At 52.4% G+C, this 13,977-nt stretch carries 13 protein-coding genes and 2 riboswitches; of the genes, 10 read left to right on the top strand and 3 right to left on the bottom strand.

The genetic code is table 11. The features are described from left to right. The first annotated feature begins 14 nt into the window (after window positions 1–14). The 3 genes from JNE38_RS29360 (at window position 15) to JNE38_RS29350 (ending at window position 4,169) form a co-directional block, all read left to right on the top strand. The gene (locus tag JNE38_RS29360; RefSeq protein ID WP_203354545.1) at window positions 15–779 is read left to right on the top strand and encodes a dimethylarginine dimethylaminohydrolase family protein; all 765 of its coding nucleotides are present in this window, start codon (window positions 15–17) and stop codon (window positions 777–779) included. 67 nt (window positions 780–846) lie between these two features. Next, window positions 847–2,256 (top strand): amino acid permease, encoded by a 1,410-nt coding sequence (locus tag JNE38_RS29355; RefSeq protein WP_203354544.1) that lies wholly within the window; start codon window positions 847–849, stop codon window positions 2,254–2,256. Window positions 2,257–2,499: 243 nt separating this feature from the next. After that, window positions 2,500–2,599: riboswitch (purine riboswitch) on the top strand. Window positions 2,600–2,735: 136 nt separating this feature from the next. After that, complete coding sequence (locus JNE38_RS29350; protein WP_203354543.1) at window positions 2,736–4,169, top strand: NAD(P)/FAD-dependent oxidoreductase; 1,434 nt, start codon at window positions 2,736–2,738, stop codon at window positions 4,167–4,169. Between the two features lie 81 nt (window positions 4,170–4,250). On the opposite strand, the gene JNE38_RS29345 is transcribed toward JNE38_RS29350, so the two are convergent. Both JNE38_RS29345 and JNE38_RS29340 read right to left on the bottom strand, forming a co-directional pair. Then, window positions 4,251–4,670, bottom strand: a complete 420-nt coding sequence (locus tag JNE38_RS29345; protein ID WP_203354542.1) for a MarR family winged helix-turn-helix transcriptional regulator — start codon at window positions 4,668–4,670, stop codon at window positions 4,251–4,253. Window positions 4,671–4,875: 205 nt separating this feature from the next. Continuing rightward, window positions 4,876–5,493, bottom strand: coding sequence for a DUF3298 and DUF4163 domain-containing protein (locus JNE38_RS29340; protein ID WP_203354541.1), 618 nt, complete (start codon window positions 5,491–5,493; stop codon window positions 4,876–4,878). 170 nt (window positions 5,494–5,663) lie between these two features. Here JNE38_RS29340 and JNE38_RS29335 point away from each other — a divergent pair, with 170 nt between their 5' ends. The 7 genes from JNE38_RS29335 (at window position 5,664) to JNE38_RS29305 (ending at window position 13,601) form a co-directional block, all read left to right on the top strand. After that, window positions 5,664–7,142: a methyl-accepting chemotaxis protein gene (locus tag JNE38_RS29335; RefSeq protein ID WP_203354540.1), complete on the top strand. Its 1,479-nt coding sequence runs from the start codon at window positions 5,664–5,666 to the stop codon at window positions 7,140–7,142. A gap of 75 nt (window positions 7,143–7,217) precedes the next feature. Further along, window positions 7,218–7,329: riboswitch (SAM riboswitch) on the top strand. A gap of 218 nt (window positions 7,330–7,547) precedes the next feature. Beyond that, window positions 7,548–8,612: a BMP family lipoprotein gene (locus JNE38_RS29330; protein WP_203354539.1), complete on the top strand. Its 1,065-nt coding sequence runs from the start codon at window positions 7,548–7,550 to the stop codon at window positions 8,610–8,612. Window positions 8,613–8,708: 96 nt separating this feature from the next. Beyond that, complete coding sequence (locus JNE38_RS29325) at window positions 8,709–10,238, top strand: ABC transporter ATP-binding protein (RefSeq protein WP_203354538.1); 1,530 nt, start codon at window positions 8,709–8,711, stop codon at window positions 10,236–10,238. Continuing rightward, window positions 10,213–11,283: an ABC transporter permease gene (locus JNE38_RS29320; protein ID WP_203354537.1), complete on the top strand. Its 1,071-nt coding sequence runs from the start codon at window positions 10,213–10,215 to the stop codon at window positions 11,281–11,283. The genes JNE38_RS29325 and JNE38_RS29320 overlap by 26 nt, the downstream gene beginning before the upstream one ends. After that, window positions 11,270–12,181 carry an ABC transporter permease gene (locus tag JNE38_RS29315; RefSeq protein ID WP_203354536.1) on the top strand — a complete coding sequence of 304 codons (912 nt, stop codon included), beginning with the start codon at window positions 11,270–11,272 and terminating at the stop codon, window positions 12,179–12,181. Before JNE38_RS29320 ends, JNE38_RS29315 begins: the two co-directional genes overlap by 14 nt. 36 nt (window positions 12,182–12,217) lie before the next feature. Then, the gene (locus tag JNE38_RS29310) at window positions 12,218–12,880 is read left to right on the top strand and encodes a sulfite oxidase-like oxidoreductase (protein WP_203354535.1); all 663 of its coding nucleotides are present in this window, start codon (window positions 12,218–12,220) and stop codon (window positions 12,878–12,880) included. Window position 12,881: 1 nt separating this feature from the next. Continuing rightward, window positions 12,882–13,601, top strand: a complete 720-nt coding sequence (locus JNE38_RS29305) for a nucleoside phosphorylase (protein ID WP_203354534.1) — start codon at window positions 12,882–12,884, stop codon at window positions 13,599–13,601. Window positions 13,602–13,645: 44 nt separating this feature from the next. On the opposite strand, the gene JNE38_RS29300 is transcribed toward JNE38_RS29305, so the two are convergent. Then, a complete protein-coding gene (locus JNE38_RS29300; RefSeq protein ID WP_203354533.1) occupies window positions 13,646–13,972 on the bottom strand; it encodes an ArsR/SmtB family transcription factor in 327 nt (108 codons plus the stop codon). Window positions 13,973–13,977 lie beyond the last annotated feature (5 nt).

The following is a 13,977-nucleotide window of genomic DNA, read 5'->3' as shown; positions in this document are numbered from 1 at the left end:
GGAGCAGCGACGAAATGATCTTTACTCGTGCGATTGTAAAAAAACCAAGCAAGAGCTATGTCAACGGACTGACCACCTCTGACCTCGGCACCCCTGATCTGGAGCTGGCGTGGAAGCAGCATGGCGAATATATCGAGGCATTGAAAAAGGCGGGACTGAAGGTGACCGTCCTGGAAGCAGACGAGCAGTTCCCTGACTCGACGTTTGTCGAGGACACCGCTGTACTGACCGAGAAGTGCGCCGTGATCACCAATCCGGGAGCTGCCAGCCGCAACGGCGAGATCGAGGATATGAAGCGAGTCATTCCCCAGTTTTATGAAACCATCGAGTACATCGAATCCCCCGGCTATCTGGACGGCGGCGATGTCATGCAAGTGGACGATCATTACTACATCGGCCTGTCCGCGCGCACGAATCAGGAAGGTGCAGAACAGCTCAAGAGCATTCTGGGCAAATACGGCTATGGAGCAACGATCGTACCGCTGAAGGAGTTTTTTCATCTGAAAACTGGAATCGCTTACTTGGGCAACAACACGCTGGTGCTGGCAGGCGAGTTCATCGGTTCGGATGACTTCAAAGGCTTCAAGCAGATTGTCGTTGGCAAGGAGGACGAATACTCCGCCAACTGCATCCGCATCAACGATCATGTCATCATCCCCAAAGGCTTTGATACGACCAAACAGCAACTCACGGAAGCCGGCTACAGCGTGATTGAGTGTGATATGTCAGAGTTCCGCAAACAAGACGGAGGCCTGAGCTGCCTGTCCCTGCGCTTTTAAGGCAGGCAGTTCATGATCTGAAAGCAGTACAGACAGGACGTGAGTGAAGTGAAAAGGGAGGGACTGTATGAGCCTTGGGAATGAGAAGGACCAACAACTGCAGCGCTCGATGAAAAGCCGCCATTTGTTTATGCTTTCGCTGGGCGGCGTGATCGGGACGGGCCTGTTTTTGAATGCAGGCTATACCATCAACCAAGCAGGACCGGGCGGCGCGATTTTGGCGTATATCATCGGCGGCGTGCTTTTGTACCTGGTCATGACATGCCTGGGAGAGCTGTCCGTCAAGATGCCGGTAACCGGTTCGTTCCAGACGTATGCTGCCAAGTATATTGGCCCGGCGAGCGGGTTTACGCTCGGATGGATGTATTGGCTGGGATCTGCGACCACTGCGGGTGTAGAGTTTACCGCTGCGGGCATGGTCATGCAAAGGTGGTTTCCGGATACACCGGTCTGGATCTGGTGCGCCGTATTCATCGTATTGCTGTTCAGCTTTAATGCCCTGACGACCAAAGGGTTTGCCGAAACCGAGTATTGGTTTGCGGGAATCAAAGTATTGGCGGTTATCATTTTCATTATTGTGGGTGTGGGAGCCATCTTTGGGATGGTCAGCATGGAAGGCAGACCAGCTCCGTTCTTCTCCAATTTCTCCGCAGACGGGGGCCTGTTCCCGTTTGGCATCAGCATCGTCTTTGTCACCATGATGAATGTCGTCTTCTCCTATCAGGGCTCCGAATTGATCGGGATTGCCGCTGGCGAGACCGAAAACCCTCAAAAAAACATTCCGAGAGCCATACGCAATGTCATTTTCCGCATTCTCGTCTTTTATGTCGCTTCTGTCACGATCTTGTCCGCACTTTTCCCATCCAGTGAGCTGGGCCTTTTGGAAAGTCCGTTTGTCACGGTATTCGATGCAGTAGGGATCCCCTTTGCAGCCGATATCATGAATTTCGTTATCTTGACCGCGCTCTTGTCCGTAGGAAACTCGTGTCTGTACGCAGCGACGCGACTGCTGTGGGCGCTGTCCCATAGCAACATGGCGCATCCCGTCTTCGGAAAACTGACCAAACGGAGCGTGCCGCTCAACAGCTTGCTGATGACCTTGGCGTTTTCGCTTCTGTCTCTTCTGACGAGTGTCTTGGCAGCGGATACGGTTTACGTGCTTTTGATGTCCGTATCCGGGATCGCCGTCACCTTTTGCTGGATGGGAATCGCCCTTTCCCAATTCAATTTCCGCCGCCAGTATTTGCGCGAGGGGGGCAAGGTGGAGGAGCTGCAGTTCGCAGCGCCCTTTTATCCGGTCATGCCGCTTCTGTGTCTCGGACTATGCACGTTTCTGATGATCTATCCGATCTTTGATCCGACGCAGCGCTTCGGCCTGATTTACGGAATTGGCGCTCTCGTGGTCTTTTATCTCTATTACTATCTGCGCTATGGCCGTAACAAGGACAAGCATCCGAACGTGCCGACGCAAGGATAAATGTTCGTTTCAACGAAAGAGAATGCCCCTGACCCATGTGAAGCGTTCGGGTAGGGGCATTTTGATTTTTGGGAGAAAAAACGAACGTTCGGATTTAATGTTCGGTTTTTGGTCCTGTTACCATCCGTATTTTATAATTATGTGAGCGAAAAAAATGTAAACACGAATAAATAGGTTAAATCGTATTGACATGATTCACGTTGGTCAGTATGATACATATTGTTGATTGTCACAAAACTGGCTTGATGAATATCTCTTTCAATTCGTATATCCTCAGAAATATGGTTTGAGGGTCTCTACAGGGAACCGTAAATTCCCGGCTACGAATGGGGTTGTGTCAGACATACCCTATTCGTCGGCCGGGATTTTTTGTGCTTTCAAAGAAAGCCTAAGGGAATGAAGAGTCCGCTGATAAGCTTGGCTACGCCAAATGCTTGGCGTAGCAAGTTTTCTAGCATGCTTACGAGGGGGAAACGAACATGAAGAAGTATGATGTGATCGTGGTAGGCGCAGGTCCAGCAGGAATTTTTACATGCTATGAGCTGACGCGAACATGGCCGGATGCCAAGGTGCTGTTAATCGACAAGGGGCACGACATCTACAGCAGACGTTGCCCGATTTTGGAAGAGAAAATCAAGCTCTGTCCGCCGCCTGCCGGGAAAAAGGATTTCGCGGGGTGCCTGCCAGCCTGTTCGATCACGAGCGGCTTCGGCGGTGCCGGTGCGTACAGTGACGGGAAATTTAACATTACGACGGAGTTTGGCGGATGGATGACGGATTATCTGAGTCCTTCCACTGTGCTCAATCTGATCAAATATGTGGACGCCATCAATCTGGAGCACGGGGCGACAGAAGTGATTACCGACCCGACGACAGAGACCATTAAAAATATCGAACAGCGTGGCTACGCAGCGGGGTTGAAGCTGCTGCGCGCACAGGTGCGTCACTTGGGAACGGAGCAAAACCTGCAAATTCTGCAGTCGATCTTTGAGCACCTCAAAGGCCGTATCGATATGATGTTCAAGACAGAGGTAGAAGACATCATTACCGTCAAAGGAGAAGGCGGTCACGAGGTCAAAGGTGTGACGCTGAAAAACGGGGAAGAGTACGAAAGTGATTTTGTCGTCATCGGGCCGGGAAGGGATGGCTCGGCTTGGCTGACGAACATCCTGAAAAAGCGTCGTTTGAAAATGTACAACAATCAGGTGGACGTAGGCGTGCGCGTAGAGACCTCAGACGTCGTGATGCGTGAAATCAATGAGCATCTGTACGAAGGAAAGTTCATTTTCAACACATCCGTAGGAACGCGGGTGCGTACGTTCTGCAGCAATCCTTCGGGACACGTCGTCGTGGAAAACCACAGCGGGGTCATGGCGGCAAACGGTCACTCGTACAAAGACCCGGCTCTCGGCTCGGCCAACACCAACTTTGCGCTTCTCGTTTCTCATACCTTTACGGAACCATTTGACAAGCCAAACGAATACGCACGGGAAATCTGCAAGCGGGCAAATGACCTGTCCAATGGCGGCGTGATTGTGCAAAAGTTCGGCGATATCATGCGTGGCCGCCGCTCCACCGAATCCCGCATTCGCGAAGGCTTCCTGGAACCGACGCTGAAGGAAGCTGTGCCGGGTGACCTTGGACTGGTGCTGCCGTACAATACGATGAAAAGCTTGGTGGAAATGGTAGAAGCGCTGGATAAGGTGACACCGGGTATTGCATCGGAGCACACGCTGTTCTACGGCGTCGAGGCCAAATTCTACTCCGCGCGTCCAAAGCTGACCGAAGAATTCGAGACGGAAATCAAAGGCCTGTTCTGCGGCGGGGACGGGGCGGGTATTACTCGCGGTCTGGCGCAAGCGGGAGCAGCGGGGGTCTGGATGGCTCGCAATATCACAAAACGGAATCAGTAACACGCTGACAATCAAAAAGGCTTCCCGTCCTGAAAGCACTTCTATCAGTCTTTCAGGGGGAAGCCTTTTTCTATGGCGTGATTACGCCTGCAGGCTATTCAGATTATCGTTCATCTTTTTCAGTATGCGGTTAAAGGTAGAGAGATCCTCTTCAGAGATGTCGCGCAGAGCAGCCGTTTCCAATTGGACAGCGGCCTCCAGCCATTCCGGGAACTTTTCCGCCGCTTGGGGCGAAAGGGAAACGTAGCGCTCTCGTTTATCTTCCCCTTCTGCGCGTATGACCCAGCCCATTTCCTCCAAACGGGTCAACGTCCGAGTGATGGTGGGAGCCTCTACGTGGAGGTAGTTGCTGATCTGCACCTGCGTCAAGGTGTCGCGATAGTGCAGGCACATGAGGATGCCCCATTGGGAGCTGTAGAGTCCCATGGGCGAGAGGACTCCATTCAGTTTTTTACTGAAGACTCTGGCGGTTTGACTGATTTTATGTCCGTAATATTGCATGATATCCTTCCTCCAAGAAAACGAGTCCGATATTCCATACACTTGATTGCTTAAGTAAATATGTACAATTAACATACTATCAGGTCCAGACATATAAGTAAACACTTATTTGTATATGAAGGATCAGCATAAGCGTTAGCAAAGGCAAATAGACTGATGCCTTTTTGCGAGCGCATCAGCCTGTCTTTACCGTTCCCATTCGCTCCTAACTAGCGGCCAGGATGCCCAGTGGTCCCGCTTCATTGCTAATGGACTCCAGATCGTAGACGGATATCGGAAACATGGGAAAACCGACGTAATAGGGCGTGATTTCATAGAGCTGAAAGTAGATGACCAGTGTTTTGTCAGCGAGATAAAAATCTTGGTCTGGCTTGATCGGGGTGAAGTTGCCCAATGTGGGGATCTGCCTTTCCTTGATCTGTGCCTTGATGTGGTCGGATAATACCTTGACGTAGTGGCTTCCTGGCTTGAACAGGTCCCTCAGGGAAAAGACCTTACCCGTGTCGACATCAGCGGAGACCGATCCGAGAAACGTCATTCCATGTGCCATTTGCGGCGTATAGGCATAGTTGGTGAGAGTGGCGCTGACGATGCCGCGTTGGTTGTTTTTGATCTCGTAGGTGCCTTGCATCTGGGTATTTCCCTGGACCTGGACTCTCTGCTGCTCGTGAATGAGGCCATGGACGGTTTGCAGCAGGGAACGGTTGATTTGCTGCTCAGCCTGGTGGTTGGATAGTCCGGACAGCTGAGGGTAGTAGATGGTGGTGGAAGGATTCTTGATCGTACGCGTCAAGATCGTGACGGGTAAACGGTTTAATTCCACTTTTTTCGTCCTTTCCATTCAAAAGATAGGTATCTGTCGTATCAGCGTATTCCGATTTGGGCGAAGTGGTTTCTACCGTTCGCAGTTTTTTCACAGATAGAGGAACATTTCTCCATCTATAATGAGAAAAGAATCCGATATTACCAATAGAGGGCAAGGAGGGATACAGGATGATTCAGCTGGTGAAGGGTACCTTGACCAACAAGGAAGGCTTCATGATTTTTGTTCTATGGAATCATTTATGGATGGCCGGGCTGATTGCATTCCAGGAAAATGTGAACTTCTGGTTCGTCAGTTCGTTAGGGTTGCTGGTGACCTTGATCGTATCGCCGTATTATTTCATCCGCAAAGACAGCGCCGTTATTCGTTATCTGGTTGCAATTGGACTCATGTTTTATGCCATCTCTTTCGATCATTTTAGCTCGTACCAGGAAATAGCGTTTCTGGCATTTATCATCATGGGATTTTTGGCAGCCTACTTAGACTGGAAGCTGGTCGTTTTTGCGGGAATCACCGAGATCATTGTCACGTTAGTGGGCTATTACACCGGAACCTACCAGATATTTACCGGGAATTTCAACGCAGTCAATCTCGAGGTGAGAATCGTAGCCATCCTGATGATGATGGCGGCGGTGACGTACCTCTGTCTGGCAGGACAAGCCTCGCTTAGAAAAGCAAACACGGCAAGAAAAGAAGCCGAGGAAAAAGAGCAGCGACTGGCTGAGATGCTGGGACACATCAAAGTGATGACCGAGCAGCTCGACCGTACAACTGAACATGTGCATGAACATGCCGAGGGAACCAAGCGCAACACGGACGACATGATGATCGCCTTCAAGGAAGTCGCCACTGGCATGGAGTCTCAGGCAAACTCCACCGTAAAGATCGAGGAGGAAGTGCAGTCGATCGATCAGGAAATTGTCGAGGTGACTACTCAGGCGAACGCGATGAAGATCGAATCCGACCAGAGCAATTTGCGTCTGGCGGAGAGCATCGGGATGATGAACGAGCTATCCCAGCAGATGGAACAAATCGTTCAGGCCGTCACGATTGCAGCTTCGACAATCCACCAGCTCAATCGCCAAGCCAATCGCGTAGAGGAAATTGTCGGGGCGATCAACCAGATTGCCACACAGACCAATCTGCTGGCGCTGAATGCAGCCATCGAATCGGCGCGGGCTGGTGAGCATGGACGAGGCTTTGCAGTCGTGGCTGACGAAGTGCGCAAGCTGGCTGAGCAAAGTGCCACTGCGACGCAGGAAATCACCGAGATCTTAAAATCCCTCCATCAGGAAAGCGAAAATGCTGTCCAACAAATCAGCACGGGAGAGGGATCTGTCGCCAAAGGGCAAGAGCTGGCAGTCAAAACCGTCGCATCGATCGAAGCCGTACGCGCAGGGATGGTTACCTTCTTGGCTGCGGCAGAGCATGTTCGCTCCAGCATGGACAGAGTAAAAATGCGCTCAGGGGAAGTAGCGGCTGAGATGTCTACCATTACAGCCGTTACGGAGGAGTCGGTAGCCAATCTGGAGGAGCTGTTCGCTACTGCGGAAAATCAGCATCAAAAGGTGCGGGAAATCACAGAGGAGCTGGGAGAGCTGAACGCGTTGTCCCATCGCCTCCAGCAGACGTTTCATGCAAAGGATTAGAGGGAATAGAAATAATAATTGCATTTTTGTTTCGTTCTGCTAGAATTGATTTAATTAAAATCCTATCAAAATACTACCTTATCTAGAGCGGCGGAGGGACTGGCCCGATGAAGCCCGGCAACCACTGTACATGTACAGACTGGTGCCAATTCCTACAAGACAGGGAGAATGTCTTGGAAGATGAGGAAGAGGACCGTTCCGGACGTAAACTCTTCCTCAGGGAAGAGTTTTTTATTTGTCTAGCGCAAGTGAAAAAGAGAAAATGCGACAGCAAAAACGAACGATAACTGTATTTTTTTGTGAAATGTACGTAATTTATATTGATTTTTTGGTATAAAAACCGTACATTACATATGTGAATAGATAAAAACGAATTTAGAGGCTCTAGATAGAGAGGGGTACACCATGAAGAAACTATTGTTGGCTTTGACCACATTCGCCGTACTGGCAGCTGGATGCTCGGCGGGAGGCAGCTCTCCGACAGGAGGCAGCTCTCCGGCAGGAGGCAGCGCTCCTGCTGAAAAAGCAGAAGGACAAGCAGCAGGACAAGAGGGAGCGGCGAAAAAACGCATTGCCCTGATCCTGCCGGAGAAAATCGGTGTCAACCCGTTCTTTCAACAAATGGATGAAGGTGCCAAGAAAGCCGGCCAGGAGTTTGGCGCAGAAGTAAAAAGCATCGAGTCTACGGACCATGGAGCGATCGAGGAAAATCTTCGCGTCGCAGTGGCAGAAAATTATGATCTGATCATCACTTCTTCGTTTGAAGCAGAAGATGCGCTGAAAAAAGTAGCGGCAGAGAATCCGGATCGCAATTTTGCGATTATCGATACCGTAGTTGATTTGCCAAACGTCCGCAGCGTTACCTTCCGTGAGCAGGAAGCTGCCTATCTGATGGGGGCGGCTGCTGGACTGGCTACCAAAACCAACAAAGTCGGCATGGTCGTAGCGATGGATATTCCTCTCCTGAAAAAATGGACAGGTGGATTCCAAGAGGGGATGAAGGCGACAAATCCGAACGCGGAGTTCCTCGTGAACTACGTGGGCAGCTTCTCTGACCCGGCAAAAGCGAAAGAGCTGGCTTTGCTCCAAGCATCCAAAGGCGCCGACATCATTAACGGTGCGGCAGCGGTTGGCGATCTGGGCGTGTTTGAGGCAGCGAAGGAAAAAGGCTTCTACACTTCTGGTCAAGACGTAGACCGTACATCCATCGATCCCGCTCACATCGTGCTCTCTCAGCTGAAAGGCACCGATGCGGCAGCGTACGAAACCGTGAAGTCCTTTGTCGAAGGCAACCTGAAGCCAGGTGTAGTGACCTACGGATTGAAAGAAAAAGGCGTGGGTGTAACCTATGTGACCCACGAGAGCAAAACGCCGCTGAACCCGTTCATCGGCCAAGAAGTGATCGATAAAGTGAAGGCTATCAATGACGAGATCGTAGCAGGCACACGTAAAGTTCCTGACTCGTTCTAATAGCTGGCAGCACTCGTGCATTTAGGTGACCGACTACAGCTGTGTAGTCGGTCGCTTGTGTATTCGGGAGGAACGTGAAAAGAAGGAGGAGCGGGAATGGCGCATCGCTTGGAAATGAAGCAGATGACCAAGAAGTACGGAGAATTTACGGCCAACGATCAAGTGTCCTTCACCCTGGAAGCAGGCGAGGTCCATGCCATCGTCGGGGAGAACGGAGCGGGAAAAACGACACTGATGCGCATGCTGTACGGGATGGAGCAGCCGACAGAAGGCGAGATTCTGCTGAACGGCAAGCCGGTCGCATTCCGAGGGCCGAACGACGCGATTCGGAACGGCATTGGCATGGTGCATCAACACTTCATGCTTTTTGGAGATTTTACGGTAGCGGAAAACATTGTGATTGGGTACGAACCCAAGCAGGCGGGATTCTTCCGGCGCAAGGAAGCGGTAGAAAAGGTGCGTGCCTTGAGCGAGGAGTACCGAATCCCCATCAATCCCCTGACACAGGTGTCCGCTTGCTCGGTCGGCGAGCAGCAGCGTGTAGAGATTTTGAAGGTGCTCTACCAAGGGGCGGAAATTATCGTGCTGGACGAACCGACCGCTGTGCTTACTCCTTTGGAAGTCAAAGATTTGCTGCAGACGATCCGGAATCTTGCAGCGAGCGGGAAAAGCGTCATCCTGATTACGCACAAGCTGCAGGAGGTCATGGAAGTAGCGGATCGGATCACCGTGCTGCGCGGAGGACGTGTGACCGGGACCGTTTCCCAAAGCGAGACCAATGTCGACGATCTGGCGAGGCTGATGGTGGGCAGGGAGCTGGAGGAGCTGAGCCAGCGGGTCCCATTGGAAGGCAAAAGGCTGCTGCACGTGGACCGGGTGACGATGCGAGAGAAACAGACGCTGCTGGATCATGTCAGCTTCTCCATTCACCATGGGGAAATCGTGGGGATCGCAGGTGTATCTGGAAACGGCCAGTCTGAGCTGCTGCAAGCCATCAGCGGCTTGCGACCCATTCAGGAAGGCAAAATCCATCTGGACGGTACCGATGTCACCAACAAGTCGGTGGAGGCGATCCGTCAGGCAGGGCTGGCGCATATTCCGGAAGACCGCTATCTATGGGGGACCGCGAAGCTGGAAAGCGTCGAGGAAAACGCGTTGATGGGCTATCAGCGGAAGCCGGAATTTTATCGTCGAGGCGTCATCCTGCGTGACTCGTTCCGTCAGGTCGTTCGTGGCTGGGTGGACCGCTTTGCGATCAAGACAGGCTCCAGGCAGCTGCAAGAGCTGGCAGGCAACCTTTCAGGCGGAAATTTGCAAAAGCTGATCGTCGCAAGAGAGCTGGGGCAGGAAACACCCCTGCTGATTGCCGCGGAACCGACTCGCGGCGTGGATATCGGAGCGATGGAACACATTCATCAGGCACTCATTGAAAAGCGAAATAACGGGGATGGGATCTTGCTCGTCTCGTCTGAGTTGTCGGAAATTCTCGCCTTGTCAGACAGGGTTTTGGTCATGTACAAAGGGCGAATCGCTGGTGAGCTGGCACGATCGGAAGCAACAGAAGAAAAAATCAGCGTGTTGATGGCAGGAGGAAATGTTCATGGCAGCGATCAGAGAGCTGTGTAAGTCGTTGGTTCAGCCGGTCCTCGCAGTCATGATCGGGCTGCTGACGGGAGCGGTAGTGATTGCGGCAGTCGGCGAATCGGTCATTGGAACGTACCAGGAAATGTGGAAGGGTGCCTTTGGCAGCTTTTATTTCTTCACTTCCACGCTGGCACGTGCGACGCCGATCATGCTGATTGCGCTGGGGCTTGCCCTGGCCTTCCGTGCAGGGGTTTTTAACTTGGGAGCTGAGGGGCAAATGGTGCTGGGCGCAATCAGTGCGACACTCGTAGCGATTTATTTGCCAGCGCCGGGAATCGTGAAAATGCTGGCCGGAATCCTCGTGGGAATCACAGTTGGCGGTTTGTGGTCCCTGCTGGCAGGGTACATGGAGGCAAAGTTCCGCATTCCCCTGCTCATTTCCACACTCCTGTTCAACTATATTGCGGTGCTGTTCGCCAGCTATCTGGTGAGTGATCCGTTTCAAGACAGAACGGGTTCGGCAGCTCTCGCCCAAACCGTAATGCTGGAAAAAAGTGCATGGCTGCCCAAGCTGTTTTCCGGAATGAGCGTGCATGCGGGCTTTTTCTTTGCGATTGCAGCTGCTCTGCTGTTGTTCTGGGTGATTCGGTTTACGCCATTCGGCTATGAGGTTAAAATGCTCGGCCAAAATCCGCTGTTTGCAAGGTACGGCGGGATTAACCAGATCAAGGTGATGCTGACCGGGATGTTTGCCAGTGGTGGCTTGGCTGGATTGGCCGGAACAGTAGAAGTGCTGGGAGCGCATTACCGTTTTGTGGATGGCGCGCTGACTGTCCCCAACTTTGCCTGGACGGGCATGATGGCGACGCTGCTCGCTAATTCCAACCCGATCGGGATCATTTTCACCTCGATTCTTCTGGCAGCGTTCCAGACAGGGGCAATGGGTGTGGAACGAAATACGGAGGTTCCGCTGGAGCTGGCCAGCGTCATCCAGGCGGTGCTGATTCTATTCATTTCCGCCAAGTTCAGCTATGACTGGTGGAAAAAACGCAAGGCAAAAGGGGGAGAATCGCATGGAGCTGCTTGATTGGTCCCTCATTAGCTCGACCATCCGGATGGTCACGCCGATCCTTTTGGCGGCATTGGGTGGAGCGCTGTGTGCACGTGTCGGTATTTTCAATGTCGGGTTGGAAGGGTTGGTGCTGGTAGGGGCCTTTTCCGCTATCGTGGGCAATCACTTTACCGGGAGCCTGTTTCTCGCCATCCTGTTTGCGGCTTTGGTCTGCGTGCTGTTTTCTCTGTTATTTGCTTATATGACGATCGGCCTTAAGGCAAATGAAATCGTGGTCGGTGTGGCGATTAACTTTTTGGCGCTGGGGCTGACGACGTTCGCGCTGCGGGCTATCTTCGGTGTGAAGGGCGCCTTTTACGACAAAGAGATGGCGGGCCTTCCGAAGCTGGATATTCCAGTGATCAAAGAGATTCCCGTGCTGGGAGACATATTGTCCGGGCATTCCCCGCTGGTGTACTTCGCTTTTCTCGCAGCTATTATGCTCTACCTGTTCTTTTACCGGACCGTCACCGGTTTCCGCGTACTTGCGGTCGGTCTCAATCCGGTGGCGGCACGGAGTCTCGGCCTCAAGGTAACAGGGCTGCAAGTGCTGGCAATCACGGCATGCGGCGTTTTGTGCGGCGTGGCAGGCGCTCAGCTGTCGTTGGGTCAAGTCACGATGTTTTCGGAGGGAATGACGGCGGGACGCGGGTTTATCGCTCTGGTTGCGATGATGATGGGGCAATCCCACCCGCTCGGCATCCTGGCGTCGAGCTTCCTGTTCGGCTTGATGGATGCCCTCAGTATCCGCCTGCAGGGCCTGTCCCTGCCGACTCAGTTTACTTCCATGCTGCCGTACTTGCTCACGATCGTAGCGATGTTTTTTGTCAAAGAGAAAAGCAAGGCAGGGGGCAGCCAGCAGAGCTCCCGCTAATGACAACGAGATAGGAAAACAAAGGAGTAATGCGAGATGGACAAGGCAGAACGTATCAAACGAATGAAGGTGCCCGCGGTCGATCCTGCATTGGCCAAGCGCCTGCCGCCTGGGCAAGTGCTCACGGAGCGGTTTCCGATTTTGCATGAAGGAGAAGTGCCTGTCTACGACATGAATGAGTGGACGTTTCGGGTATTCGGACAGGTAGACCGGGAAGTGACCCTGACGTATGAGCAATTCATGGCATTGCCTCAGTCGACGGTCACGTGCGACATTCACTGCGTGACGCGCTGGTCCCGTTTTGACAACGCGTTTACGGGCGTTCGTTTCCGCGACTTCATGAAAGCGATCGGGGTAACACCACAAAGCTCGTATGTCATGCTGCACGGCGATCATGATTATACGTCCAATATCGCCTTGAGCGATCTGGATCGCGATGATGTGATTCTGGCACATACCTTCGACGGCGAAAAGCTGACAGACAAGCATGGGTGGCCGCTGCGCCTGGTGGTTCCGCATCTGTATTTTTGGAAGAGTGTGAAATGGCTGCGAGGCTTTGAATTTATGGATGAAAATAAGCCTGGCTTCTGGGAGCAAAACGGCTTTCATCTAGATGGCGATCCTTTCCGGGAAGAGCGATTTTCCGGCGAAGCTTTGCCGATTCCGGAAGACGAGTGGGAGAAAAAGGAGTTTGATTGAGATGCTGACGAATCTAAAGATCGATCCAGATATGCTGCCAAAGCGCGTCATTGTGTGCGGCGATCCGAAGCGTGCAGCTTTGATTGCATCCAAGCTGGACAACCACCGGCCGCTGGCGGAAAACCGGGAATACCACAGCTATGCGGGAGAATGGAAGGGCGTCGAGGTGGCGATTGTCAGCCATGGTGTGGGATCGCCGGGAGCAGCCGTCTGCTTCGAGGAATTGGCCAAGGGCGGCGTGGAAGTCATCATCCGCGTGGGAACAGCGGGTTCCTATCAACAGGAGATTCAACCGGGCAGTCTCGTCATCAGTTCGGCAGCCGTTCGCCAAGACGGGCTGACCAGTCAGCTCGTGCCTCCGGGATTTCCTGCGATCGCCAACCGCCAAGTGGCAGAAGCATTGGCCGAGGCGGCGAAGTCGAGTGATTCCAGCCTCCACATCGCAGAAGGCATCACGCTGACGCTCGACGTATTCTACAGCGGCGTTCTGGAATTCCCGCACAAGCTCTATCAAAAAGCGGGTGTACTGGCAGTAGAGATGGAGAACTCTGCGCTGTTCGTCATCGCAGCCTTGCGCGGCATGAAAGCAGGCTCCATTTTGGCAATCGACGGCTTTGCTGATGCAGACCTGCTGCAGGATTACAATCCACATACGGAAACATTGGCAAAAGCGATCGAAGCGGAAGCGTTGATTGCGCTGGATGCGGTTATTAACGTGTAAAATGAAAATGCCCGGGACGCTCGCAAACGTCCTGGGCATTTTCATTATTCTTCGTTGAATCGGTCCAGCATCGAAATGGCATCAATCAGGTGGTTGTTAAAGATTTGACGGGCAACCGATAAGAGCTCAATGATCATCGGGTCTCGAAGCGAATAGGTCACCTTGTTGCCGTCTTTCGTTCCGTACACGATATTCTTGCTGCGCAGGACCGCGAGCTGTTGGGAGACGGCAGATCCTTCGCTTCCGATCAAGCTTTGGAGCTCGTTGACATTCTTGTCGCCCTCAGATAACAGCTCCAAAATGCGGATGCGCAACGGATGTCCCAACGCTTTGAAAAAATCAGCTTTAAACTGTTGCAGTTCTAAATTCAATGAAA

Source organism: Brevibacillus choshinensis (assembly GCF_016811915.1).
GTDB lineage: Bacteria > Bacillota > Bacilli > Brevibacillales > Brevibacillaceae > Brevibacillus > Brevibacillus choshinensis_A.
This window is presented reverse-complemented; position numbering and strand designations above follow the sequence as displayed.

Excerpts from the sequence above, each read along its gene's own strand:
- JNE38_RS29360 (WP_203354545.1), top strand. The coding sequence starts at position 15 with ATGATCTTTACTCGTGCGATTGTAAAAAAACCAAGCAAGAGCTATGTC.
- JNE38_RS29355 (WP_203354544.1), top strand. The coding sequence starts at position 847 with ATGAGCCTTGGGAATGAGAAGGACCAACAACTGCAGCGCTCGATGAAA.
- JNE38_RS29350 (WP_203354543.1), top strand. The coding sequence starts at position 2,736 with ATGAAGAAGTATGATGTGATCGTGGTAGGCGCAGGTCCAGCAGGAATT.
- JNE38_RS29345 (WP_203354542.1), bottom strand. The coding sequence starts at position 4,670 with ATGCAATATTACGGACATAAAATCAGTCAAACCGCCAGAGTCTTCAGT.
- JNE38_RS29335 (WP_203354540.1), top strand. The coding sequence starts at position 5,664 with ATGATTCAGCTGGTGAAGGGTACCTTGACCAACAAGGAAGGCTTCATG.
- JNE38_RS29330 (WP_203354539.1), top strand. The coding sequence starts at position 7,548 with ATGAAGAAACTATTGTTGGCTTTGACCACATTCGCCGTACTGGCAGCT.
- JNE38_RS29325 (WP_203354538.1), top strand. The coding sequence starts at position 8,709 with ATGGCGCATCGCTTGGAAATGAAGCAGATGACCAAGAAGTACGGAGAA.
- JNE38_RS29320 (WP_203354537.1), top strand. The coding sequence starts at position 10,213 with ATGGCAGCGATCAGAGAGCTGTGTAAGTCGTTGGTTCAGCCGGTCCTC.
- JNE38_RS29315 (WP_203354536.1), top strand. The coding sequence starts at position 11,270 with ATGGAGCTGCTTGATTGGTCCCTCATTAGCTCGACCATCCGGATGGTC.
- JNE38_RS29310 (WP_203354535.1), top strand. The coding sequence starts at position 12,218 with ATGGACAAGGCAGAACGTATCAAACGAATGAAGGTGCCCGCGGTCGAT.
- JNE38_RS29305 (WP_203354534.1), top strand. The coding sequence starts at position 12,882 with ATGCTGACGAATCTAAAGATCGATCCAGATATGCTGCCAAAGCGCGTC.